Source organism: Streptomyces musisoli (assembly GCF_016741855.1).
GTDB lineage: Bacteria > Actinomycetota > Actinomycetes > Streptomycetales > Streptomycetaceae > Streptomyces > Streptomyces musisoli.
On record NZ_JAERRH010000001.1, the window covers coordinates 860,396 to 881,620 of the forward strand.

General features: G+C 74.1%; 22 protein-coding genes. 13 read left to right on the forward strand and 9 right to left on the reverse strand.

What is annotated here, in order from left to right:
• Nucleotides 1-6 precede the first annotated feature (6 nt).
• Nucleotides 7-480: an indole-3-glycerol phosphate synthase gene (locus JK361_RS03520; RefSeq protein ID WP_201814108.1), complete on the reverse strand. Its 474-nt coding sequence runs from the start codon at nt 478-480 to the stop codon at nt 7-9.
• Between the two features lie 130 nt (nt 481-610).
• Nucleotides 611-1,441: a pyrimidine reductase family protein gene (locus JK361_RS03525; protein WP_201814109.1), complete on the reverse strand. Its 831-nt coding sequence runs from the start codon at nt 1,439-1,441 to the stop codon at nt 611-613.
• Nucleotides 1,442-1,477: 36 nt separating this feature from the next.
• Here JK361_RS03525 and zapE point away from each other — a divergent pair, with 36 nt between their 5' ends.
• The 9 genes from zapE (at nt 1,478) to JK361_RS03570 (ending at nt 10,503) form a co-directional block, all read left to right on the forward strand.
• A complete protein-coding gene (gene zapE / locus JK361_RS03530; protein WP_201814110.1) occupies nt 1,478-2,578 on the forward strand; it encodes a cell division protein ZapE in 1,101 nt (366 codons plus the stop codon).
• A gap of 201 nt (nt 2,579-2,779) precedes the next feature.
• A complete protein-coding gene (locus JK361_RS03535; protein WP_201814111.1) occupies nt 2,780-3,175 on the forward strand; it encodes a hypothetical protein in 396 nt (131 codons plus the stop codon).
• Nucleotides 3,176-3,253: 78 nt separating this feature from the next.
• Nucleotides 3,254-3,832, forward strand: coding sequence for a carbonic anhydrase (locus tag JK361_RS03540; protein ID WP_201814112.1), 579 nt, complete (start codon nt 3,254-3,256; stop codon nt 3,830-3,832).
• A gap of 8 nt (nt 3,833-3,840) precedes the next feature.
• Nucleotides 3,841-5,319, forward strand: coding sequence for a SulP family inorganic anion transporter (locus JK361_RS03545; RefSeq protein ID WP_201814113.1), 1,479 nt, complete (start codon nt 3,841-3,843; stop codon nt 5,317-5,319).
• Between the two features lie 105 nt (nt 5,320-5,424).
• Complete coding sequence (locus tag JK361_RS03550; RefSeq protein WP_201814114.1) at nt 5,425-6,264, forward strand: slipin family protein; 840 nt, start codon at nt 5,425-5,427, stop codon at nt 6,262-6,264.
• Between the two features lie 155 nt (nt 6,265-6,419).
• A complete protein-coding gene (locus tag JK361_RS03555; RefSeq protein WP_201814115.1) occupies nt 6,420-7,289 on the forward strand; it encodes a PPK2 family polyphosphate kinase in 870 nt (289 codons plus the stop codon).
• 76 nt (nt 7,290-7,365) lie between these two features.
• The gene (locus JK361_RS03560; RefSeq protein WP_201814116.1) at nt 7,366-8,889 is read left to right on the forward strand and encodes an FAD-dependent oxidoreductase; all 1,524 of its coding nucleotides are present in this window, start codon (nt 7,366-7,368) and stop codon (nt 8,887-8,889) included.
• 420 nt (nt 8,890-9,309) lie between these two features.
• The gene (locus JK361_RS03565; RefSeq protein ID WP_201814117.1) at nt 9,310-10,164 is read left to right on the forward strand and encodes a polysaccharide deacetylase family protein; all 855 of its coding nucleotides are present in this window, start codon (nt 9,310-9,312) and stop codon (nt 10,162-10,164) included.
• A 156-nt stretch (nt 10,165-10,320) separates the two neighbouring features.
• Nucleotides 10,321-10,503, forward strand: a complete 183-nt coding sequence (locus JK361_RS03570; RefSeq protein ID WP_201814118.1) for a hypothetical protein — start codon at nt 10,321-10,323, stop codon at nt 10,501-10,503.
• A 110-nt stretch (nt 10,504-10,613) separates the two neighbouring features.
• Here the strand turns inward: JK361_RS03570 and JK361_RS03575 are convergent, their stop codons facing one another.
• The 4 genes from JK361_RS03575 to JK361_RS03590 form a co-directional block, all read right to left on the reverse strand.
• Nucleotides 10,614-11,285 carry an ABC transporter gene (locus JK361_RS03575; protein ID WP_201814119.1) on the reverse strand — a complete coding sequence of 224 codons (672 nt, stop codon included), beginning with the start codon at nt 11,283-11,285 and terminating at the stop codon, nt 10,614-10,616.
• A gap of 115 nt (nt 11,286-11,400) precedes the next feature.
• The gene (locus tag JK361_RS41970) at nt 11,401-11,526 is read right to left on the reverse strand and encodes a hypothetical protein (protein WP_268983110.1); all 126 of its coding nucleotides are present in this window, start codon (nt 11,524-11,526) and stop codon (nt 11,401-11,403) included.
• Entirely contained in the window at nt 11,523-12,398 is an 876-nt protein-coding gene (locus tag JK361_RS03585) for an ABC transporter ATP-binding protein (RefSeq protein ID WP_201814120.1), read from the reverse strand. The genes JK361_RS41970 and JK361_RS03585 overlap by 4 nt, the downstream gene beginning before the upstream one ends.
• A 302-nt stretch (nt 12,399-12,700) precedes the next feature.
• Nucleotides 12,701-13,138 carry a DUF6086 family protein gene (locus tag JK361_RS03590; RefSeq protein ID WP_201814121.1) on the reverse strand — a complete coding sequence of 146 codons (438 nt, stop codon included), beginning with the start codon at nt 13,136-13,138 and terminating at the stop codon, nt 12,701-12,703.
• 535 nt (nt 13,139-13,673) lie between these two features.
• Here JK361_RS03590 and JK361_RS03595 point away from each other — a divergent pair.
• Entirely contained in the window at nt 13,674-14,390 is a 717-nt protein-coding gene (locus JK361_RS03595) for an aminoacyl-tRNA hydrolase (RefSeq protein ID WP_201814122.1), read from the forward strand.
• Between the two features lie 545 nt (nt 14,391-14,935).
• Here JK361_RS03595 and JK361_RS03600 read toward each other — a convergent pair.
• From JK361_RS03600 to JK361_RS03610, 3 genes are all read right to left on the reverse strand, one after another.
• Entirely contained in the window at nt 14,936-15,742 is an 807-nt protein-coding gene (locus JK361_RS03600) for an ABC transporter permease (RefSeq protein ID WP_307787143.1), read from the reverse strand.
• A gap of 113 nt (nt 15,743-15,855) precedes the next feature.
• Nucleotides 15,856-16,797: an ABC transporter ATP-binding protein gene (locus JK361_RS03605; protein ID WP_201814123.1), complete on the reverse strand. Its 942-nt coding sequence runs from the start codon at nt 16,795-16,797 to the stop codon at nt 15,856-15,858.
• A 39-nt stretch (nt 16,798-16,836) separates the two neighbouring features.
• Nucleotides 16,837-17,580 (reverse strand): YceI family protein, encoded by a 744-nt coding sequence (locus JK361_RS03610; RefSeq protein ID WP_372448676.1) that lies wholly within the window; start codon nt 17,578-17,580, stop codon nt 16,837-16,839.
• Between JK361_RS03610 and JK361_RS03615 the strand changes: the two genes are divergently transcribed.
• The 3 genes from JK361_RS03615 (at nt 17,531) to JK361_RS03625 (ending at nt 21,096) form a co-directional block, all read left to right on the forward strand.
• Entirely contained in the window at nt 17,531-18,781 is a 1,251-nt protein-coding gene (locus tag JK361_RS03615; RefSeq protein ID WP_236052339.1) for a sensor histidine kinase, read from the forward strand. The two genes, JK361_RS03610 and JK361_RS03615, sit on opposite strands and share 50 nt — an antisense overlap.
• A complete protein-coding gene (locus JK361_RS03620; protein WP_201814125.1) occupies nt 18,781-19,431 on the forward strand; it encodes a response regulator in 651 nt (216 codons plus the stop codon). Before JK361_RS03615 ends, JK361_RS03620 begins: the two co-directional genes overlap by 1 nt.
• Nucleotides 19,432-19,638: 207 nt before the next feature.
• The gene (locus tag JK361_RS03625; RefSeq protein ID WP_201814126.1) at nt 19,639-21,096 is read left to right on the forward strand and encodes an MbnB/TglH/ChrH family RiPP precursor modification enzyme; all 1,458 of its coding nucleotides are present in this window, start codon (nt 19,639-19,641) and stop codon (nt 21,094-21,096) included.
• Nucleotides 21,097-21,225: the final 129 nt, after the last annotated feature.

A 21,225-nucleotide genomic window follows, 5' to 3' on the forward strand; every position in this document is an offset into this window, starting at 1 on the left:
CCGCCGCTACGCCTTGCTGTGCGAGAAGAGCTTCAGCACCGGCACTCCCACCTTGTGCCGGGCGCGGGAGGCCCAGTCCCGGTGGAAGAACTCCTCCACGTAGTGCGGGTCGGTCAGCACGATCACCTCGTCGGCGCCCACCTCGCCCACGAGCGCCTTCAGCGCGTCCAGCGGGTGATCCGCGACCAGCCGCCCCTCCGCCTCGCTCCCCGCGGCGTGCAGCGCCTGGAGCGACACGTCGAGGGCCTGCTCCGCCACGCCGCGCGCCTCGGTGCCCTCCGGGGTCTCCCCCTCGCGGACCGCCTCGTCGAGTTCGCCGAGCGCGATGTCGTCGATGGCCCGCAGCAGCCGGTCCGCCTGGTCGCCGCGGGGCTGGAGCAGCACGTGGAAGAAGACGGGCTCGTCCCCGTGCAAGGTGGTGACGAACTCCACGTCGGCGGACGTCAGGGCCTTCTCGATCATCAGAACGCTTGTGAACACCAGGCGCCTCTTCTCCTTAGAGGGCCCGGCCGGGCCCCTGCGGAAACCATCCTTCCCCGTGATCGCACGGGTACTGCCCCGACTGAGCCCGCCTGCCCGAAGATAACCGGAACGGTAGATTCCGACTCTTTCAGGGGCGACGGTACCGACTGAAGAGAAATCCGTCCTCCTCCAGCAGGGACGCGAGCGCGAACCGGTGCGGAACGGCGACCGACGGCCCCCCGGCGATGCGCTGCGCGCTCCCCGCGGTGAGCGTCGGCGAGACGGTCAGGCACAGCTCGTCCAGCACCTCCGCGGCGATCAGCTGGCCGAGCAGCCGGGGCCCGCCCTCGGTGAGCAGCCGGGTGTGGCCGAGATCGGCGAGGGCCCGGACCGCGCGCGCGGGCTCCACACCCATGCCCTCACCGGCGACCACCACCTGGGCGCCGGCCTTCTCGGCGGCGGCGATCCGGTCGGGGGCGGCCGCGGCTCCGGTCAGCAGCAGCGTCGGCACCAGGGGCGAGGCGAACAGGGGCAGCGTGAAGTCCAGCTCCAGGCTCGCGGTGACGACCGCGATCGCCGGAACCGCGGCCTGACCGGCGGCTTTGCGAGCACCGGCGAACTCCGCACGCACCCGGGCCGGGCGGTACCCCTCCTGCCGCACCGTTTCCGCACCGACGACGACCACGTCCGCGAGCGCCCGCAGCGTGCCGAAGATCCGCATGTCGGCGGCGCTGGAGATGGGCTGCGAGCGGCCCTCGTGCTGGGCCGCGCCGTCGAGGGAGGAGACCATGTTGGCCCGCAGCCAGGGCCGCGGGGCGCCCGCCACGGGCTCCGGATAGGCGTAGGCGGCGGCCAGCTCGGCGAGGTCCCACTCCCGGTCCACGACCGCCGCGGCCCCGGCGGGCCCCCCGGCGGCCGGACCGGGCCCGGCGGGGGCCTGGGCTGCTGTTTCTTCGGTCACAGGGAAGAGGCGTCGCATTCGTGCAGTGTGACACGGCGCTTAGCATGGACAACTGTGTCGTCCTCCACCGCCGCCCCCGGATCCAGCCCCCTGCCCGACGCGGGCCCTTCGTCGCTGTGCGCGCGTGAGCCGCACGTCCCCGCGGATCAGCTGGTCGCCGAGATGGTGCCGCCGCCGCGGTTCGACTCGGTCCGCTTCGCCACCTACCTCCCGGACCCGAACCAGCCCAGCCAGTCCGAGGCCGTGCGGGTGCTGGAGGGCTTCGCGGCCGGGCTGGGCGGAGCGCACGCCGTCGGCGGCGGGAAGCGCGGCTTCTTCGGGTTCGGCAGGGCGAAGGCCCAGCCCCCGGCCGGCCCCCGGGGTGTCTACCTCGACGGCGGCTACGGCGTCGGCAAGACCCACCTGCTCGCCTCCCTGTGGCACGCCACCCCGGCCGAGCCCGCGCTCAAGGCGTTCGGCACCTTCGTCGAGCTGACCAACCTGGTCGGGGCGCTCGGCTTCCAGAAGACCGTGCAGACGCTCGGCGAGCACCGTCTGCTGTGCATCGACGAGTTCGAACTGGACGACCCCGGCGACACGGTCCTGGTGTCGACGCTGCTCGGCAAGCTGGTCGAGGCGGGCGTGGCGCTCGCCGCCACCTCCAACACGCTGCCCGGCAAGCTGGGCGAGGGCCGCTTCGCCGCCGCCGACTTCCTGCGCGAGATCCAGGGCCTGTCGGCCCGCTTCCGCACCCTGCGCATCGACGGCGAGGACTACCGTCACCGCGGCCTGCCCGAGGCCCCGGCGCCCTTCTCGGACGAGGAGGTCATGAAGACGGCCTTCGCCACCGCGGGCGCCTCGCTGGACGACTTCGCGCACCTGCTGGAACACCTCGCCAAGGTGCACCCGAGCCGGTACGGCGCCCTGACCGACGGGGTGCGGGCGGTGTGCCTGACCGGCGTACGGCCCGTGCCGGACCAGTCGACGGCGCTGCGGCTGGTGGTCCTCGCCGACCGGCTCTACGACCGCGAGGTCCCGGTGCTGGCCTCGGGGCTGCCGTTCGACAGGCTGTTCAGCGAGGAGATGCTGAACGGCGGCTACCGCAAGAAGTACTTCCGTGCGATATCCCGGCTCACCGCGCTGGCCCGGGACGCGAAGGGACTGGTCGGCGCCTGACCCGCGGCCGCCATTAGCCGACCGCATACCTGCGGGTCAAGGGCGGGTTCCCGCCACGCGACCCGCGCTTTTCACGCTTCCTTCCGCGCGTAACGCGCAGTTAACCCTGCAAACGACTTTGCAGGGTTAACGTGTTTCTTGACCATCCATTGACCATCACTTGGTACGGACAAGAAACGTGAACACGGCGGAGGGGGGCTCATGTTCCGAGGTGCGACGGCCCGGACCCTGCTCACCCTCCTCGGCGTGACTCTGCTCGCGCTCCAGCTCTTCACCCCCACGGGAAACTTCACACCCGCGCACACCCCCGGTCAGGCGCTGGCCAAGACCCAGACCGGAATCGCACCCTCCGTACAGGCGGTGCGCGACGGGGCGGAGACGGTCCGCGCCCCCGGCCGCCCGGATGCACCCGTGGGCCTGCCGCACGTGCGCGACCGGCACCGCGGCCCGGTGTCCCCCGGGACCGGGGCACACCCCCCGATATCCGGCCGGACGGCCGAGGCCCGCCCGGCGGCATCCGCCGGCGCCCCGCACCACCCCGCCCCCGGATCGTCGAGATCCCGCACACCGGCAGCGCTTCAGGTCTTCCGCTGCTGAGATCCGGGCCGCCCCCCACACACAACCGTCGTTCAAGTCCGACGCGCCGGGCAGGCGCGCCAGGAGGAACCCACACACATGCAGCCCCTCATCGACAACGCCCGTACCTTCGGACAGCGCCCTGAGGAGTTCGCCAAGCTCGCCGAAGGCCAGTCCCCGCAGGTGCTGTTCATCACCTGCTCCGATTCCCGGGTCGTCCCGGCCCTGATCACGGGGGCCCGCCCCGGCGAGCTGTTCGAGCTGCGCACCGCGGGCAACATCGTCCCGCCCCACGCCTCCGAGCACCCCACCGGCGAGGCCGCCACCATCGAGTACGCCGTGGAGGTGCTCGGCGTCCACGACATCGTGGTCTGCGGCCACTCGCACTGCGGCGCCGTCGGCGCGCTGGTACGCGGCGACGACCTGACCGCCGTACCGGCCGTGCGTGACTGGCTGGCGCACGCCACCCCGCGCCCGGCCGGCGCGGCCGAGGACCCTGAGGTCGCCGAGGGCGTGCAGAGCCATGTCCTGACCCAGCTGCTGCGGCTGCGCTCGTACCCCTGCGTCGAGCGGAAGCTGGCGGAGGGCCGGCTGGACCTGCACGCCTGGTACTACGAGGTGCACACCGGCGCCGTCCGGACGCACCGCCCGCAGACCGACACCTTCGAGGCCCTGTGAGCACGCCGATGACCAGTAACCACAGCCTCATATCCCGATTCCCCCATCTGAGGCAGGACTTCGCCGCCTCCCTCGTCGTCTTCCTGGTCGCGCTCCCCCTGTGCGTGGGCGTGGCCGTCGCCTCCGGGGTGCCGGCCGAACTCGGCCTGGTCACCGGCATCGTGGGCGGCCTCGTCACCGGGCTGATGCGCGGCAGCAGCCTTCAGGTGTCGGGGCCGGCCGCCGGCCTGACCGTGCTCGTCTTCGAGGCGGTCGAGGAGTTCGGTCTGCCGGTGCTCGGCGTGATCGTGCTCCTGGCCGGGCTGCTCCAGATCACCATGGGCCTGCTGCGGCTGGGCCGTTACTTCCGGGCCATCTCCGTCTCCGTCGTGGAGGGCATGCTGGCCGGAATCGGCCTGGTGCTCATCGCCGGGCAGCTGTATCCGGCCCTGTCGGCGAAGGCCCCCGACTCCGGCCTGGGCAAGATCACCGGACTGCCGGGGGCGTTCCTGGACGCCTTCGGCGACGGTGACGCCCTGGCCTCGCTCGCGGTGTGCGCGGGCACGATCGCGGTGCTGCTGCTGTGGAGGCACACCCCGGCGAAGGTGCGCGCCGTACCCGGTCCGCTCGCCGCGGTCGGGCTTGCCACACTGGCCGTGCTCGTGCTGGACCTGCCGGTGGCGACGGTGGAGGTGCAGGGCCTGTTCGGCGCCGTCCAGCCGCCGCCGGCGAGCGCCTTCGGCGAGCTGGCCGGCGTCGGGCTGCTCGGCACGGTCGTCGCCTTCACCCTGATCGCGTCCGCCGAGTCGCTGTTCAGCGCGGCGGCCGTGGACCGGCTGCACTCCGGGCCACGCACCCAGTACAACCGGGAACTCGTCGCCCAGGGCGCCGGCAACACGGTGTGCGGGCTGCTCGGCGCGCTGCCGATGACCGCGGTGATCGTGCGCAGCGCGGCCAACGTCCAGGCCGGCGCCCGCACGAAGGCCTCCCGGGTGCTGCACGGCGTCTGGCTGCTGCTCTTCGCGGCCCTGCTGCCCGACGTGCTCGCCTACATCCCGATCCCGGCCCTCGCGGGCATCCTGATCCACGCGGGCGCCAAGCTGGTCCCGGTCCGGGCACTGGCCGCGCTGTGGCGCGAGCACCGGGGGGAGGCGCTGGTCCTCGCGGTCACGGCGGTCTCCATCGTCGCCGTCAGCATGTTCGAGGGCGTGCTCATCGGTCTCGCGCTGGCGGTGGTGAAGACCGCCTGGGAGGCCTCGCACGTCAAGCTGGAGGTCGTGGACAAGGGGGCGGGCCCGGTGGAGGCGCATCTGGCGGGCAACGCGACCTTCCTGCGGCTGCCGAAGATCCTGGACAGCCTGGAGTCGCTGCCCCAGGACCGCCCGGTCCGGCTCGACCTGTCGGGGCTGCACCACCTGGACCACGCCTGCCGGACGGCCCTGGAGAACTGGGCCGCGCGGCACAGCGCGGCGGGCACGGAGCCGGTGCAGCTGGTCACGGCCGCGTGACGGCCCGCCCGTGGGGCCGGGTCGCCGGGGCCTCTCGGCTTACCGGCCCCACGGGCCTATGGTGGCAACAGCAGACATAACCGACCTCTGTACGAGGAGGTCACCATGGTCGACGAGCTTCTGGTCGCCGCGGCGGCGGTCGGCTCCGCCGGTGTGGTGTACCTGGCGGCGGCGGCACGCGTGGTCAAGCAGTACGAACGGGGTGTGCTGTTCCGGCTCGGCCGGGTCACCGGAGACGTACGGGCACCGGGCCTGAACCTGATCATCCCCTTCGTGGACCGGCTGCACAGGATCAACATGCAGATCGTGACGATGCCGATCCCGGCCCAGGAGGGCATCACCCGCGACAACGTCACCGTCCGGGTGGACGCGGTGGTCTACTTCCGGGTGGTCGACGCGGCGAGCGCCCTGGTGAAGGTCGAGGACTACAAGTTCGCGGTGTCGCAGATGGCGCAGACGTCACTGCGGTCGATCATCGGCAAGAGCGATCTGGACGATCTGCTCTCCAACCGCGAGAAGCTCAACCAGGGCCTGGAGCTGATGATCGACAGCCCGGCGGTGGGCTGGGGCATCCAGGTCGACCGGGTGGAGATCAAGGACGTGTCCCTGCCGGACACGATGAAGCGGTCGATGGCCCGCCAGGCCGAGGCGGACCGCGAGCGCCGGGCCCGGATCATCAACGCCGACGCCGAACTCCAGGCGTCCAAGAAGCTCGCCGAGGCCGCCGAGCAGATGTCGGACACACCGGCCGCGCTCCAGCTGCGGCTGCTCCAGACGGTGATGGCGGTGGCGGCCGAGAAGAACTCCACCCTGGTCCTGCCGATCCCGGTGGAGCTGCTGCACTTCCTGGAGCGGGGCGGGCAGGGCGGGCAGCCACCGCCGACGGAGGAGGGGCGGCAGCCGCAGCCCACGCCGCACACCAACGGAGGGCCGCATCCCGGCTAGCGCACCGGGCACCCGTACCGCACACCCGCGGAGGGCCGCATCCCGGCTAGCGCACCGGGCACCCGTACCGCACACCGGCGCGGGGCCGCATACCGGCCGGCGCCTCGGGGCACCCGTACGGTCCCGCGCCCCAGACCCGGACGGAAGGAGCGCCCGTGCCGAAGCATCCGGCCAGGCGGCGGAGCGCGACGCTCCGGGAGCTGCTGCGACTCCCGCCGGGCGAGCGGGTCGACCTCGCCGCGTACGACGCCCGCGCCACACCCGGCGCCCCGGACGGCAAGCAGGCCGCGCTGGCGGACACGGAACGCATGGGCCGGCGTCTGGCCGGGCTCCAGGAACGGCTGTGGGCGGCGGGCACGGCGGGCGACCACCGCCGGGTCCTGCTCGTGCTCCAGGGCATGGACACCAGCGGCAAGGGCGGCACGGTCAAGCACGTCATCGGTCAGTTCAACCCGTCCGGCTGCCGCATCCACGCCTTCAAGGCGCCCACCGAGGAGGAGCGGGAGCACGACTTCCTGTGGCGGATCCGGCGGGCCCTTCCGGAACCGGGCGAGATCGGCATCTTCGACCGCTCGCACTACGAGGACGTGCTGATCGCCCGGGTCCGGCACCTCGCCCCGCCCGCCACGATCGGCAGCCGCTACGGCCTGGTCAACGACTTCGAACGGGAGCTGGCCGAGGACGGCGTGACCCTCGTCAAGTGCTTCCTGCACATCTCCTACGAGGAACAGAAGCGTCGTCTGCTGCGCCGGCTCGACCGGCCCGACAAGCACTGGAAGTTCGATCCGGGCGACATCGACGAGCGCTCCCTGTGGCCCGCCTACCAGGAGGCGTACGAACTCGCCCTGGAGCGCTGCGCGGCCCCGCACGCGCCCTGGTACGTGGTCCCGGCGGACCGCAAGTGGTACCGGAACTGGGCCGTCAGCCGACTGCTGCTGGAGCACCTGCGGGAGCTGGACCCTCGCTACCCGGAGGCCGATTTCGACATCGCGGAGAGCCGGGAGCGGCTGCTGAAGCAGGAGTGAGGGCCGCGGCGGCGCGTCTGCCGCCGCGGCCGCCCCGGGCGCACGTGAGCCTCGTCGGCCGGGGTACCCGGCGGGCATGCGTGAGCAGCGGAAGGTAACCGATTCGTACTGGCTGCGGACCGCTCCCGGGCCGGACCACCCCGCCCTGGACGGGGATCTGGACGTCGACGTCGCCGTCGTCGGCGCCGGCATCGCCGGGCTGAGCACCGCCCACGAGCTGGTCCGGGCCGGGCTGCGGGTGGCGGTGCTGGAGGCCGGGCGGGTGGCGGCCGGGGTCACGGGCTACACCACAGCGAAGCTGACCGCCCAGCACACCCTCGTCTACGACCGGCTGCGGCGCACCCGGGGGCCCGACGGGGCGCGGCTCTACGCCCGTTCGCAGACGGAGGCGGTCGAGCACGCGGCGGCGCTGGTGGCGGAGCTGGGCATCGACTGCGAGTGGGAGACCAGGGACGCGTACACCTACGTCCGGGACCGGGACCGGGCCGAGGAGGTGCGGGCCGAGGCGGAGGCCGCGCGGGAGGCGGGCCTGCCGGCGGTGTTCACCACGAACACGGGGCTGCCGTTCCCGGTGGCGGGCGCGGTCCGGGTGACCGGACAGGCGCAGTTCCACCCGGTCAAGTACCTGCGGGCGATCACCGCAGATCTGATCGCGCGCGGCGGCCAGGTGTACGAGGGCACGCGGGTCACCGGTCTGGCGGAGGCCGAGCCGTGCCGGCTGACGACCGATGCCGGCGCCACGGTGACCGCCCGGGACGTCGTCCTGGCCACCCACTACCCGGTGTTCGACCGGGCCCTGCTGTTCGCCCGGCTCTCCCCGCGCCGGGAACTCGTGGTCGCGGGACCGCTGGGCGACGGCCCGGACCCGCACGGCATGTACATCACCCCCGACGAGAACACCCGCTCGGTGCGCACCGCGCCCTACGGCGAGGACGGACAGCGGCTGCTCGTGGTCACCGGGGAGCACTTCACGCCGGGCACCGGCGATCCGCGGGCCGGTTTCGACCGGCTCGCCGCCTGGGCCGAGGTGCACTTCCCCGGCGTGACGCTGGACCATGCCTGGGCCACCCAGGACAACGAGTCCACCGACACCGTCCCGCTGATCGGCCCGTTCCACGTCGGTGCCCGGCACACCTATGTCGCCACCGGCTTCGGCGGCTGGGGCCTGAGCGGCGGCATCATGGCCGGGCGGCTGCTGACGGCGCTGATCACCGGCGGGGACTGCCCCTGGCGCGAGCTGTACGACCCGCGCCGGCTGAAGTCGGTGGTGCGCGAGGCGCCGTCGCTGCTGAAGACGCAGGCGGAGGTGGCCCGGCACTTCGTCGGCGACCGGCTGAGGACACCGGCCTCCGTGGACGACCTGGCGCCCGGTGACGGAGCGCTGGTCCGGTCCGGCGGCGACCGGCTAGCCGTGCACCGCGACGACGAGGGCGCCCTGCACGCCGTGTCCGCCCGCTGCACCCATCTCGGCTGCCTGGTCTCCTTCAACCGCGCCGAACGCGCCTGGGAGTGCCCCTGCCACGGCTCGCGCTTCGCCGTCGACGGCACGGTGCTCCAGGGGCCGGCGGTCAAGCCACTGGAACGACACGACCTCGACTGACCGAGCCGACGAGTGACCGAGCCGGCGAGTGACCGAGCCGGCGAGCGGGGTGCGGCACGGAGCCGGTGACCGAGGGAGCGGCACGGACCCGGTGGCCGAGGACCCGGTGGCCGAGGAACGGCACGGACCCGGCGGCCGAGGGTCGGGCAAGCCGAGCGGGCGCGTGCGGGCGAGCGGGCTCGGGGCGGGCGAGCGGGCTCGGGGCGTGCGGGCAGGCGGACGACCGGGGTGCACGGGTGGGCGGACTGGGGGGACGGGCGAGCGGGCTCGGGTGACCGAGGAGCGGAGTGGACCCCGGGTCAGAGGACCGGCGTGGGGTTCGGGCGGCCGGGTGGTGGCCGCCCGCCGCGCGGGTGACCGCACCGCCGCGCCATGAACCATATCGCCGTATAAGCACACTTTTCGTCCTACGTTCGCACGATGATCCCAGTAGCACGCCGCATCACCGCCGTCGGCGCCGTCTGCGCCCTGGGCGCGGCCCTCGCCGCCTGCGGGACCTCCGGCCCCGCCCGTCAGGCCCCGGCCAGGTCCACCGTGTCCGTCTCGCCGTCCCCCGCGCGTCCGCCCGTGCTGGCGCCGGGCCCCGGCGGCCTGACCCCGGTCTTCGAACACGGCCCGCGCACCCGGGGCAAGACGGTCGCGTTCACGTTCGACGCCGACATGACCGCCGACCAGGGGCCCCGCGCGGCCGCCGGCGAGCACTTCGACAACCCGGGCCTGATCGCCGCCCTGCGCGCGCTGAAGGTGCCGGCGACCGTGTTCATGACCGGCAGGTGGGCCGAGCAGTACCCCGCCGAGGCCCGCGACCTGGGCCACGACCCGCAGTTCGAGGTGGCCAACCACTCCTGGAGCCACTACGCGTTCACCGCCGACTGCTACGGCCTGCCGACGGTCGACGCCGACGGGATGAGGGCGGACGTACAGCGGGCGTACACCTCCCTCCGCGCGGCCGGCGTGCCGCACGCGATGCCGTACTTCCGCTTCCCCGGCGGCTGTTACGACCAGCGGTCGCTGCGCCGGCTCAGTGGGCTCGGGGTGACGGCGGTGCAGTGGGACGTGGTGAGCGGTGACGCGTTCGCCACGGACGCCGACGCGGTGGTCAAGCAGGTGCTCGACGGGGTGAAACCGGGCTCGGTGGTCGTCCTGCACTGCACCCGCAGCGCCGCCCCGACGACCGAGCGGGTCGTCCGCACGGTCGTACCGGAGCTGCGCAAGCGGGGCTACCGGTTCGTGAAGGTCTCCGAGCTGATCGACCAGGCCGACGGGCAGCGGTGATCCGGCGGGGCCGTCCGAGCCTGAATCGCCTCAAGCCGACGGCCCGGGCCGAGGGAGAGCGGTGATCCGACGGGGCCGTCCGAGCAGATCGGCCAACACCGACGGCCCGGGCCGACGGGCAGCGGTGATCCGGCGGGACCGTCCTACCCTGAAGGCATGAGCGACGAGGACTACTGCACGATCGTCGACGCGGTGAAGCCTGCGAAGGCCGATGGCCCGCCGTACGCGGAGTGCGTGCTGTGCCGGGAGCCGACGGAGTACCCGGAGTCGTACAAGGGCATCACGCTGTGCCCCCGGTGCGAGTGGCAGGAGGCCCAGCGCACCGCGTGCTCCGGATGACCTCCAGCCCACCCGTGCTCCGGACGACCTCCAGCCCACCCGTGCTCCGGACGACCTCCAGCCCACCGTGCTCCGGATGACCTCCAGCCCACCGCGTGCTCCGGTTGACTTCATGGGGACCGGCGGCCGCTGAGCCGGGCCGCCGCGGCGAAGGCGGCGGTCGTGAGCAGGGCCGCGCCGACGAGCGGCAGCAGTTCCACGGGCGGCCGGCCGGTCCGCGAGCCGGTTACCAGGCCGTCGACCGCGGCCTGCGCCGGGGAACCGGCCAGCACCAGCGCGAACAGCGTGCCCAGCAGCATCGCGGGCACCGCCCGGCCGGTCGAGCGCAGCACCGGGTGGCTGGTGAGCGCGCCGACGGCCGTGCCGAGCAGCGCGCAGGCCAGGGCGGCCGGCAGTCCGGCCGCGGCGGCCCGGAGCGGGGCGACGTGGACCCGGTGACCGTTGCTCGCCGGGGCGCTGACGATCGTCACCACCACGGTGGCCACCACGCCGAGCAGGACGGCGGCGAGCAGGGCGGTCAGCAGGCAGGCGAGGTGCGCCCGGGCGGGCCCCCGCGCGGCGGCGACGCACGCACGGGCCGCGGGCGGCTCGCCGGTGACACAGATCCGGACCAGCCAGGCGGCCACCGGCAGCAGGGCGGCGACGGTGTAGCCGAGCGAGTTCAGCACCGGCTGGCCGCTCTGCACCCCGACCCCCAGGAACACGACGTACAGGATCACCGGCGGCAGCCAGCGCTGGGAGCGCAGAAGCAGGTCGGCCTGGTAGCGCACGAGGGGGGTCATGGGCGGCTTCCGGAGTCGGGGGGTACGGCGGCGGGTTCGACACGCTCCACGTGCCACGGCGGCCGGGCCGCGAGCAGGGCGCGCAACAGGACGTCGGAGTGGGAGGCGGGCACGGTCATGCGCGGCTACCAGGGTCGGAGGAAGCGGCGGCGCCCGGTTCGACACGCTCCACGTGCCACGGCGGCCGGGCCGCGAGCAGGGCGCGCAACAGGACGTCGGAGTGGGAGGCGGGCACGGTCATGCGCGGCTACCAGGGTCGGAGGAAGCGGCGGCGCCCGGTTGGACACGCTCCACGTGCCACGGCGGCCGGGCCGCGAGCAGGGCGCGCAACAGGACGTCGGAGTGGGAGGCGGGGACGGTGAGGCGGTGGTTGCCGGTGGTGGTCTCCTCGGTGGAGAGGGCGATCCGTACCGCCTCGGGTGGCAGCGGCACGCCCGACGGTCCCCGCACGGCGACGACGGTGACCGGTCCGGCCGCCGGACTCCCGCTGTCCGTGCGCCGCCTCAGGCCGCCGTCGTGCACGGTGTACGTCGCGTCCGGCACCCCGGCGAGCCGGCGCGGGTCGTGGTCCACGAAGACTACCGCTCCCCCGGCCGCCGTCCGCTCGGCCACCGCCCGCTCCAGCTCGTCCCGCGCCGCCGCGTCGAGCCCGGTCCACGCCTCGTCCAGCACCAGCAGTTCGGGGTCGCCGAGCAGGGCCTGGGCGACGGCGACCTTCTGGCTGCTGCCCTTGGACAGCCGTGTCATCGGCGTCCCGGCGTACGCGCCCGCGCCGAACCGCTCCAGCCAATCGGCCGCACGGCGGGCGGCGTCGGCGCGGGACAGGCCGTGCACGGTTCCGAGGTGGGTCAGGTAGCCGACGGCGGTGAAGGGGAGGGCGGACGGAAACCGCTCCGGCACGTACGCCGTGCGCGGCCGCCCGGTGATCCGGCCCTCGGTGGGCGCGTCGAGCCGGGCGAGCAGCCGGAGCAGGGTGGACTTCCCGGTGCCGTTGGCCCCTTCTATCCGGGTGAGGGTGCCGGGGGCGACGGCGAGGTCGACGCCGCGCAGCACCCAGGGGCCGCGGATGCCGTAGCGGCGACCGACGGCGGTCAGGCGCAGGTCACGGTGCATGGGGTTCGGACGCGGGTCTGGGTTCACGGGGGTCGGACGCGGGTCTGGGTTCACGGGCCTCGGACTCGGATCAGGGTTCACGGGTGTAGGACGTGAATCTGGGGTTCACGGGCCCCGGACGGGGATCTGGGTCCACGGGCCCCGGACTCGGATCAGGGTTCACGGGGCCCCGGACTCGGATCAGGGTCCGCGGGCCTCGGACTCGGATCTGGGTTCACGGGGCCCCGGACGCCAATCAGGGTCACGGGGGGCATTCCGGTGCGGTGGGGGCATGGGTGCGGTCCCGTCAGCTGGTCAGCTGGTCAGCGGGCCATGCCGCGGCTGACTTCGGCCGCCCTGGCGCGCAGCGCCGCGGCCCAGGGGCCGCCGTCCCCCGGCCCTGACATCCCGGCCGCCGAAACCTGCACGTCCGACAGCGGGCCGTCCGGCACCGCTTCGAGCCGGTCCCAGTCGATGTCGATCCCGGCGCGCTGGGCGAGGGCGACGACGGTGGCGACGAACCCTTCGGACAGGGCCAGGACGACGGTGTGCCCCGTCCGCCGGTGCCGGGCGAGCAGGGCGTGCACGAAGACCGCGAAGACGGCTGGTTCGATCTTGCACTCGTCGTTCCGCATCGGCCCGAGGCCGGACGGCAGCTCCAGCTCGGCCTCGAAGACCTCCACCTGCCGCAGGAACAGTCGCGCAGCCCCGTTGGACGGGTTCCAGAGCGTCTCGTCACCGATCTCGAAATACTGGCTCATCAGCCCTCCCCTTCAGTGGATCAAGACGGGACGACACAGCCCGCCGGTTCATCGGACGGCGCCGCAATTTTTCCCGGCCCGGCCGGCCCCGCCTGGCCCAGCCCCGCCCCACCGCCCTGCCTCGCCCAGCCCCGCCGCCCTGCCTCGCCCAGCTCCGCCATCCTGCCTCGCCCAGCTCCGCCGCCCTGCCTCGCCCAGCTCCGCCATCCTGCCCCGCCCCGCCCCGCCCCGGCCCGGCCCGCGTGGGATCCCCGTCCCGGCCCGTGCTGCCTCGCGCAGCCCGGCTCCGCCCCGCCCAGCCCTACCGCCCTGCCTCGCCCAGCTCCGCTCCGCCCCGCCCAACTCCACCCGCCCCGCCCGCGTGGGACCCCCGCCTCGGCCCGTCCTGCCTCGCCCAGCCCAGCCCAGCTCCGCCCCGCCTTGCCCAGCCCGGCCGCCCCGCCTCGCCCAGCCCAGATCCGCCCCGCCCGCGTGCGACCCCTTTCCCGGCCCGCGCGTTGATCGGCCCGGCCGCGGCTTCGTAGGCTGGGCTCCCGTGAGCCACGTTCCAGCACCCTCCGGTGACAGTCCCTTCCAGCCCGCGCACGCCCCCCGCGACGAGGCCCCGCAGTTCGTGCTGCCACTCGTCGCCCGGATCGAGCGGGGCGCCCCTCCCGCCCGTACCGACGCGCTGGAGACTGCCGCCCGCGCCGTCCTCGTGCTCCTCGGCGACGAGCGCGCGCACGGGGACGGGGAGTGGGCCGAGGCGGTGCGGAACTGGGAGGACGCACGGATCCGGAAGGTCGTCCGGCGGGCCCGGGGCGCCGAGTGGCGGCGCGCCGAGGCGCTGCCCGGGATCACGGTGACCGGAAAGTCCGCGGAGGTCCGCGTGTTCCCGCCGATCCCGCTGGACGGCTGGCCCAAGGAGCTGGCCAAGCTACAGGTGTCGGGCACCGAGCTGGACGACCCGGAGCCGCCCGTCGCCGCCGACCCGGCGCAGCCCGTGCTGTGGCTGAACCCGGACCTGGAGATGTCGGCCGGCAAGGCGATGGCTCAGGCCGGCCACGGCGCCCAGCTGGCCTGGTGGGCGCTCTCCGAGGCGGAGCGCACCGCCTGGCGGGACGCCGGCTTCGCGCTGTCCGTCCGTACGGCCGGGACCGCCGACTGGGCCCGGCTGACCGGCGGCGGTCTGCCGCTGGTACGGGACGCCGGCTTCACGGAGATCGCGCCGGGTTCCTGCACGGTGGTCGCCGACCACCCCGCCCTGCGCTGACCACCCCGCGACCGTCCACACCGCGCCGACCACCCGCGATGCCCGAAGAACCGCCCCATGACCACCCGCCCCGCGCTGACCGTCCCGCGACCACCTCGCCCTGCCCTGACCGCTCGCCCTGCGCTGACCATCCCGCGACCGCCCGCACTGCCCTGACCGCTCGCCCTGCGCTGACCGTCCCGCGACCGCCCGCACTGCGCTGACCGCCCACGGGCCGGCCGTGGCCCCACCGCGCGAAGGGCGCCCGGGCGGGGAGGCTTGGGACGTCGGCGCGGCGGGGCGACCGGTACGACAGAAGCCTGCTACCGGAATGCGGGATTCAGCAGTGTGCTTTTGGCATATTCGGGGGCGCCACCGGGCCGGAAGGCCGTGAGCGTCTCGCTCCGGGCACCTCCGCCGGGCCGGAAGGCCGTAGGCGGCTCACTCCGCGCACCCCCTCCGGGCGGAAGACCGTGGGCGGCTCACTCCGCGCACCCCCTCCGGGCCGGAAGGCCGTAGGTCGGCTCGCTCCGGGCGGTGGCGCCGGGACGAGGGCTGTGCGCGTCTCACTCCGGGCGCGGGTCCCAGCGGAACCGCCGGACGGCCACGACCGCACCGGCCGCGCCCCACAGCAGCAGGACGCCGAGGTCCCGCCAGGGCAGGCCGGCACCGTGCGTGGTGAAGGCGCCGAGCAGCGCGTCGTTGAACGGTCGCACCGGCAGCGCACCGGCGATGCCGTTCAGCACGGCCGAGTGGATCGGCATGTAGGTGCCCGAGACGAACACGAGCGGGAACAGCACGAGCTGCACGACCGACGGCGCCGCCTCCGCGTTGCGGATCAGCGAGGCCACCGCGACCCCGAGGGCGCAGAAGGCGCCTGCGCCGAGCACCAGGGTCACCGCCAGCGCGGGCCACTGCGCGGTGGCGGGCAGCGGAACGCCGTAGAGCCTGCCGATCGCCGTGATGAGCAGGACGTCGACGACGCTCACCAGGAGGCAGTGCGCCAGCAGGCCGACGAAGTACGCGGAGGCGGGCAGCGGGGTGGCCCGCACTCGCTTCAGCACCCCGTTCTCCCGCCTCGCCGCGAGCACGATCGCCAGCTGGCTGTAGCAGCAGCCCAGCACGGACACCGCGGCGATGGTGGACACGTAGTACTGGAGCGCGGAGCGCCCGTAGTAGAACTCGCTCTTCCCGATGCCGCCGAACAGCCCGCCGAAGACCGACATGATCACGACCGGGAAGACGAACGTGAAGAACGCGCTCTGCGGGTTGCGCCAGAACGACAGCTGCTCGTAGCGGATCTGATGCCACAACAGGCCGAGGCCACGGCCCGGCGCCTGCCGGGCCGTGGCGCGGGAAGCGGTGACACTCACGGCGCGGTCCTCTCCGGCACGGGAAGCGGTGACACTCACGGTGCGGTCCTCTCCGGAACGAGGCGCGGTGGCGCTCACAGCGCACTCCTCTCCGGCACGGGGCGCGGTGGCGCTCACAGCGCACTCCTCTCCGGTCGGTTCTCCGGGGTGCCGTGGTCGTCGGTGGTCAGGCGGAGGTAGACGTCCTCCAGGCTCGGCCGGTCGACCCTCAGACCGGTGAGCGCGGCGCCGCGGCGCAGCGCCCAGCCGGTGAGCCGGTGCAGGGTCCCGGTCGGCTCCGCGGACTCGACGGTGACCAGGCCGTCCTCGCCGGGCGCGGCGGGAACCGGCAGGTCGTCGACCGTGGTCCCGGGCGGCAGCGCGAAGCGGATCCGGACGTGCGCGGTGTCGCGCCCGCCCAGGGTCGCGGGGGTGCCCTCGGCCACGATCCGCCCGGCGGCGACCACCGCCACCCGGTCGGCCAGCTCCTGGGCCTCCTCCATGTGATGGGTGGTGAGGACGACGGTGGTTCCCGCGTCGCGCAGGTCCCGTACCAACTGCCAGGAGCTCCGGCGCGCGTTCGGGTCGAATCCGGTCGTCGGCTCGTCGAGGAAGAGCAGGCCGGGGTTGCCGATCAGGCCCAGCGCGAGATCCAGCCGGCGTTTCTGGCCGCCGGAGAGCGCCCGGACCTTCTTCCTCTCCAGCCCGGCGAGGCCGACCAGGCCGATCACCTCGTCGGTGTCGCGGGGCGCGGGGTAGTAGCCCGCGTTGCGGGCGACCGTCTCGCGGACGGTGAGGTAGGGCTCGACCGCGACGTCCTGGAGCACCAGCCCGATCCGCTCGCGCAGGGTGCGTTCGGTGGCCTTCTCGCCCGGGTCCAGACCGAGCACGTCGACCCGCCCGGAGTCGCGGGCCCGGAAACCCTCCAGGATCTCCATGACGGTGGTCTTGCCCGCCCCGTTGCGGCCGAGCAGCGCGAAGATCTCCCCGTACCCGACGGTGAAGCCGAGCCCGCGCACCGCGTGCACCGTGCCGTACCGCTTGTGCAGGCCCTCCACCACGACAGCGCCGGTCATGCGCGCCTCCCGGCACCCGGCGGGCGGCGGCCCCCGCCGTCAGGCGCGGACACAGCGGACCTCCACCGTCAGGCCGAGATGGCGCCCGGCCATGCCACGGGCCGCCGTCACACCGAACCGGGTGCGGTCGACCCGCGTGGTGGCACGGACGGTGAAGACGTCCGTGCACACCTCGGAGCGCACGATCGAGAGGCTCGCCGGCCGGGCGACGCCGCACACGGTCAGCGTGCCCGAGACCGTGGTGTCGTCCACCCGGCCGGAGGTGAAGGTGATCAGCGGGTACCGGTCGGTGTCGAGGAACTTCGCCGACCGTACGGCGGCGTCCCGCCGGGCGTTGCCGGTGCGCAGACCGGCCGCCGCGACCTCCGCGTGCACCTGTGACGCGGAGAGCGGCGCGGCCACGTCGACGGTGCCGCCGCGGATCGCGAAGGTGCCGCGCACCGGCAGCAGGCCGAAGACGTGGCTGCTCGTGAACGAGACGGACGACCGGTCCGGGTCGATCAGGTAGCGGCCGAGCCGGGGCGTCGTCGGGACGGTGTCGCCTGTCGTATCCATGCCCCCATTCCACGGCGGCCGGGCCGCGGCGCGGCAGGGCGGGCGGTGGGTTCTCCACCCGACGAAGGGATGCTCATGGTGCCCGGCACACGACTTTCGTAGGGTCCGGCCGGGCAGGAGGTGTCCCGTTCCGTCTGCGGGGCCGGGTCCCGAAAGGCGATGCCCTACGGTGAGCGCCATGACCGACGGAACGGTGAGCGCCATGACCGACGGAACGGTGAGCGCCATGACCGACGGACCGTGGCACTGCCGGCACAAGCGCGCGGTGGACGTGGCGATCGCGGCCGCCTTCGTGCTGCTGGACACCGGCACGACACTGGCCGGCGCCACGTGGTGGCCCGACCACCCCGGCACCCTCGCCTGGGTCATGCTGGGCGTGCAGGCGCTCGCCTGCGCCTCGCTCGCCTTCCGCCGCGCCGCCCCGCTGACCGTCATCGGCGTGCTCGGCGCGTTCACGCTCGCGGTGACCCTGCTCGTCTCGCCGGCGGGCCTGCTGACGCCGGCTCACGGAGGGGGCGTGTGGGCCCCGCTCTCGACCATGCTGGCCGCCTACGGCCCGCTCTTCCACCGGTGCGACCGCCGGACGGCGTACGTCGCGCTCGCCCTCTTCACCCTCGTCGTCATGCGGCCCTGGGAGCCGTCCGTGACCAACATGACGATCGGGCTGCTGCGTACCGCGGTCGGGCCGCTGCTGGCGCTGTACTTCGACACCCGGCGCAGGCTGGTGCAGGCACTGGTCGAGCGGGCCGAACGCGCCGAACGGGAGCGGCATCTGCTGGCCGAGCGGGCCCGCGCCGAGGAACGCGCCCGGCTCGCCGGTGAGATGCACGACGTGGTCACCCACCGGGTGAGCCTGATGGTGCTCCAGGCGGGTGCCCTGCGGGTGACCGCACCGGACGAGGCGACCCGTCGAGCGGCGGAGGACCTGCGCGCCGCGGGCTGCCAGGCGCTGGAGGAACTGCGGGATCTGGTGGGCATCCTGCGCACCGAGCCGGAGGGCGACCGGACCCCCTCGGTGGCGGGCTTCGCCGACCTGGTCGCCGAGTCGGTGGCGGTGGGGATACCGACCGAGCTGATCGAGGAGGGCGACCCGGCGCTGGCCTCACCGGTGGTCGGGCGCACCGCCTACCGGGTGCTGCGCGAGGCGCTGACCAATGTGCGCAAGCACGCACCCGGCGCCCGGGTGCGGGTGCGCGTGGAGTACCAGCACGCCCAGGTGCGGCTGACGGTCCGCAACACGCCGCCGGCCGACGGCCCCCGCAGCGCCCTCGCCGGTACCGGGTCCGGCCTGGGGATCGGGCATCTGCGGCAGCGCATCGAGCTGGTGCACGGTACGTTGCGTGCCGGACCCACTTCCGACGGCGGGTTCGGTGTCGAGGCGACGCTGCCCGCGTTCGTCCCGACCGCGGAATCGGCGGTGCGAGGGTGATGATCCGGGTAGTGGTGGTGGACGACGAGCCGATGGTGTGCGTGTTCCTGCGGACCATCCTCGGCTCGGCCCCGGACATCGAGGTGGTCGACGAGGCGCACGACGGCGCGGCCGGCCTGGAGGCGGTCCGGCGCAGCCGTCCCGATGTCGTCCTGATGGACCTGCGCATGCCCGGCATGGACGGGCTGACCGCGATCGCCCGCGTCAACGAGCTCGCGGACCCGCCGAACATCGTGGTGCTGACCACGTTCGACGCCGACCAGTACGTGCTGCGTGCGCTGCGGGCCGGGGCGACCGGCTTCCTGGTGAAGTCCACCCCGCCGGAGGAGCTGATCGGTCTCGTGCGTACCGCCGCCCAGGGGCACACCGTCCTGTCGCCCTCCGCCGCGCGCCGGCTCGTCGCCGCGTCGACTGACCGGCTGTCGGCCCACGACCGCGCCCGCGAGCTGGTCGGCTCGCTGACCGAGCGGGAGGCGCAGGTGCTGGCCGGTCTCGGCGAGGGCCTGTCGAACGCGCAGATCGCGGCACGGCTGTACCTCTCCGAGGCCACCGTCAAGGGCTACGTCTCACGGACACTGGACAAACTGGGCTGCGTCAACCGCACTCAGGCCGGCCTCCTCGCCCACGACGCGGGGATCGTCGACACCTGAAGCCGCGGGCGTACGGGCCGACACGTGAAGCCGCGGGCTGCTGGACCGGGACCGTCCGGGAGCGGCCGGCCGCCGGAGCGGTGGCCGGCAGGGGGCCGAACCTCAAATGTTGCTCTGAACGCGGCGGGCAGGGGATTCGATGCCGTCCGCCGGGGCCATACCCCCGTCACTCGACGCACGAGCACAGGCCGAGGAGGGGGAAGCACCATGCGGCGACTGGGAACGGGGATCGGCTGGCGGCCGGAGATCGCGGACGCCGTGGAGCGCATGCCGGGCATCGACTGGGTGGAGGTCGTGGCGGAGAACGTCTGCCCCGGTCACATCCCGGAGTCGCTGCTGCGGCTGCGCGAGCGCGGGGTGACGGTGATCCCGCACGGCGTCTCCCTCGGGCTCGGCGGCGCGGACCACCCCGACGAGGGGCGGCTGACGGCGCTGGCCGAGCGGGCGCAGGCCCTGGGCTCCCCGCTGGTGACCGAGCACATCGCCTTCGTCCGGGCGGGCGGCGCGCTCACCGCCTCCCCGCGGCTGGAGGCCGGCCATCTGCTGCCCGTGCCGCGCACCCGGGACGCGCTGGACGTGCTGTGCGAGAACGTGCGGATCGCCCAGGAGGCGCTGCCGGTGCCGCTGGCCCTGGAGAACATCGCCGCGCTGTTCTCCTGGCCGGGCGAGGAGCTGACCGAGGGGCAGTTCCTCGCCGAACTGGTCGAGCGGACCGGCGTACGCCTGCTGATCGACGTCGCCAACCTGCACACCAACCACGTGAACCGGGGCGAGGACCCGGCTCAGGCGCTGGCCGCGCTGCCCCTGGAGGCGATCGCCTACGTCCATGTCGCGGGCGGCTTCGAGCGCGACGGCGTCTGGCACGACAGCCACGCGCACCCCGTGCCGCGCCCGGTGCTCGACATCCTGACCGGTCTCGCCTCCCGGCTCGCGCCGCCCGGGGTACTCCTGGAACGAGACGAGAACTTCCCGGAACCTGTAGAGCTGGAGCGGGAGTTGAACGCCATCCGGGAGGCCGTGACGACCGGCCGCACGCGCGCGACGGAAGCCGCGGCGGGGGAACGCAGGAGGCCGGACAGGCCGGCGGAAGGAGAGACGGGGGCGGCCAGGGCGGGCGAAGGCAAAACGGTGGAAGGCGAGACCGGGGAAGGCAGGACGGCGGCAGGCAAAGCGGCGGGGGAAGGTACGGCGGTGGCGGGCGCCGTCGGCGCGGGGGCCGGGGGTGTCGGCGTCCTGGCGCGGCCGGTGACCGGCGTGCGCGAGCGGCTCGGGGTGGCGCAGGCTGCCGTACTGTCGTCCCTGGTGGCGGGGACGCCGGTGCCGGAGGGGTTCGACCGGGTGCGGATGGGGGTGCAGGCGCGGGCGCTCGCGGCGAAGCGGGCGGGCGTGGTGGCGAAGGTGGCGCCCGAGCTGCCGGTGATCCTGGGAGCGGGGTACCGGGAGGAGTTCCTGGAGTACGCCCGGCAGCGGCCGATGGGCGGGGGATACCGCCGGGACGCGCTGGACTTCGCCGGACATCTGCTGAAGCTGGGGCGGCCGGGGGACGCGGGGGCGCGGCGGGAACTGCGGGAGTGGTGGCTGGACCGCGCGGGCCCGGCCCCACGAAGCCAGGGCCGGAACCTCGTGTCGCGCATGCGACGGGCAGTACGCCGACACCACCCCTGAACACCCACCGAAAGCCCCAAAGGGACGCGAGGAACTGCGCGACCGGCCACCACACACCCGCACCGAACCACCGGCCCAGCATCACCCGCACCCGCACCACGTCCCCGCACCACGAAGACCCGGCCCGCC

Bases quoted from the DNA above. Each gene is read 5' to 3' on its own strand.
- JK361_RS03525 (WP_201814109.1), bottom strand. From the start codon at position 1,441: ATGCGACGCCTCTTCCCTGTGACCGAAGAAACAGCAGCCCAGGCCCCC.
- JK361_RS03535 (WP_201814111.1), top strand. From the start codon at position 2,780: ATGTTCCGAGGTGCGACGGCCCGGACCCTGCTCACCCTCCTCGGCGTG.
- JK361_RS03540 (WP_201814112.1), top strand. From the start codon at position 3,254: ATGCAGCCCCTCATCGACAACGCCCGTACCTTCGGACAGCGCCCTGAG.
- JK361_RS03545 (WP_201814113.1), top strand. From the start codon at position 3,841: ATGACCAGTAACCACAGCCTCATATCCCGATTCCCCCATCTGAGGCAG.
- JK361_RS03550 (WP_201814114.1), top strand. From the start codon at position 5,425: ATGGTCGACGAGCTTCTGGTCGCCGCGGCGGCGGTCGGCTCCGCCGGT.
- JK361_RS03560 (WP_201814116.1), top strand. From the start codon at position 7,366: ATGCGTGAGCAGCGGAAGGTAACCGATTCGTACTGGCTGCGGACCGCT.
- JK361_RS03565 (WP_201814117.1), top strand. From the start codon at position 9,310: ATGATCCCAGTAGCACGCCGCATCACCGCCGTCGGCGCCGTCTGCGCC.
- JK361_RS03570 (WP_201814118.1), top strand. From the start codon at position 10,321: ATGAGCGACGAGGACTACTGCACGATCGTCGACGCGGTGAAGCCTGCG.
- JK361_RS03575 (WP_201814119.1), bottom strand. From the start codon at position 11,285: ATGACCCCCCTCGTGCGCTACCAGGCCGACCTGCTTCTGCGCTCCCAG.
- JK361_RS41970 (WP_268983110.1), bottom strand. From the start codon at position 11,526: ATGACCGTGCCCGCCTCCCACTCCGACGTCCTGTTGCGCGCCCTGCTC.
- JK361_RS03585 (WP_201814120.1), bottom strand. From the start codon at position 12,398: ATGCACCGTGACCTGCGCCTGACCGCCGTCGGTCGCCGCTACGGCATC.
- JK361_RS03590 (WP_201814121.1), bottom strand. From the start codon at position 13,138: ATGAGCCAGTATTTCGAGATCGGTGACGAGACGCTCTGGAACCCGTCC.
- JK361_RS03605 (WP_201814123.1), bottom strand. From the start codon at position 16,797: ATGACCGGCGCTGTCGTGGTGGAGGGCCTGCACAAGCGGTACGGCACG.
- JK361_RS03615 (WP_236052339.1), top strand. From the start codon at position 17,531: ATGACCGACGGAACGGTGAGCGCCATGACCGACGGAACGGTGAGCGCC.
- JK361_RS03610 (WP_372448676.1), bottom strand. From the start codon at position 17,580: ATGGCGCTCACCGTTCCGTCGGTCATGGCGCTCACCGTTCCGTCGGTC.
- JK361_RS03620 (WP_201814125.1), top strand. From the start codon at position 18,781: ATGATCCGGGTAGTGGTGGTGGACGACGAGCCGATGGTGTGCGTGTTC.
- JK361_RS03625 (WP_201814126.1), top strand. From the start codon at position 19,639: ATGCGGCGACTGGGAACGGGGATCGGCTGGCGGCCGGAGATCGCGGAC.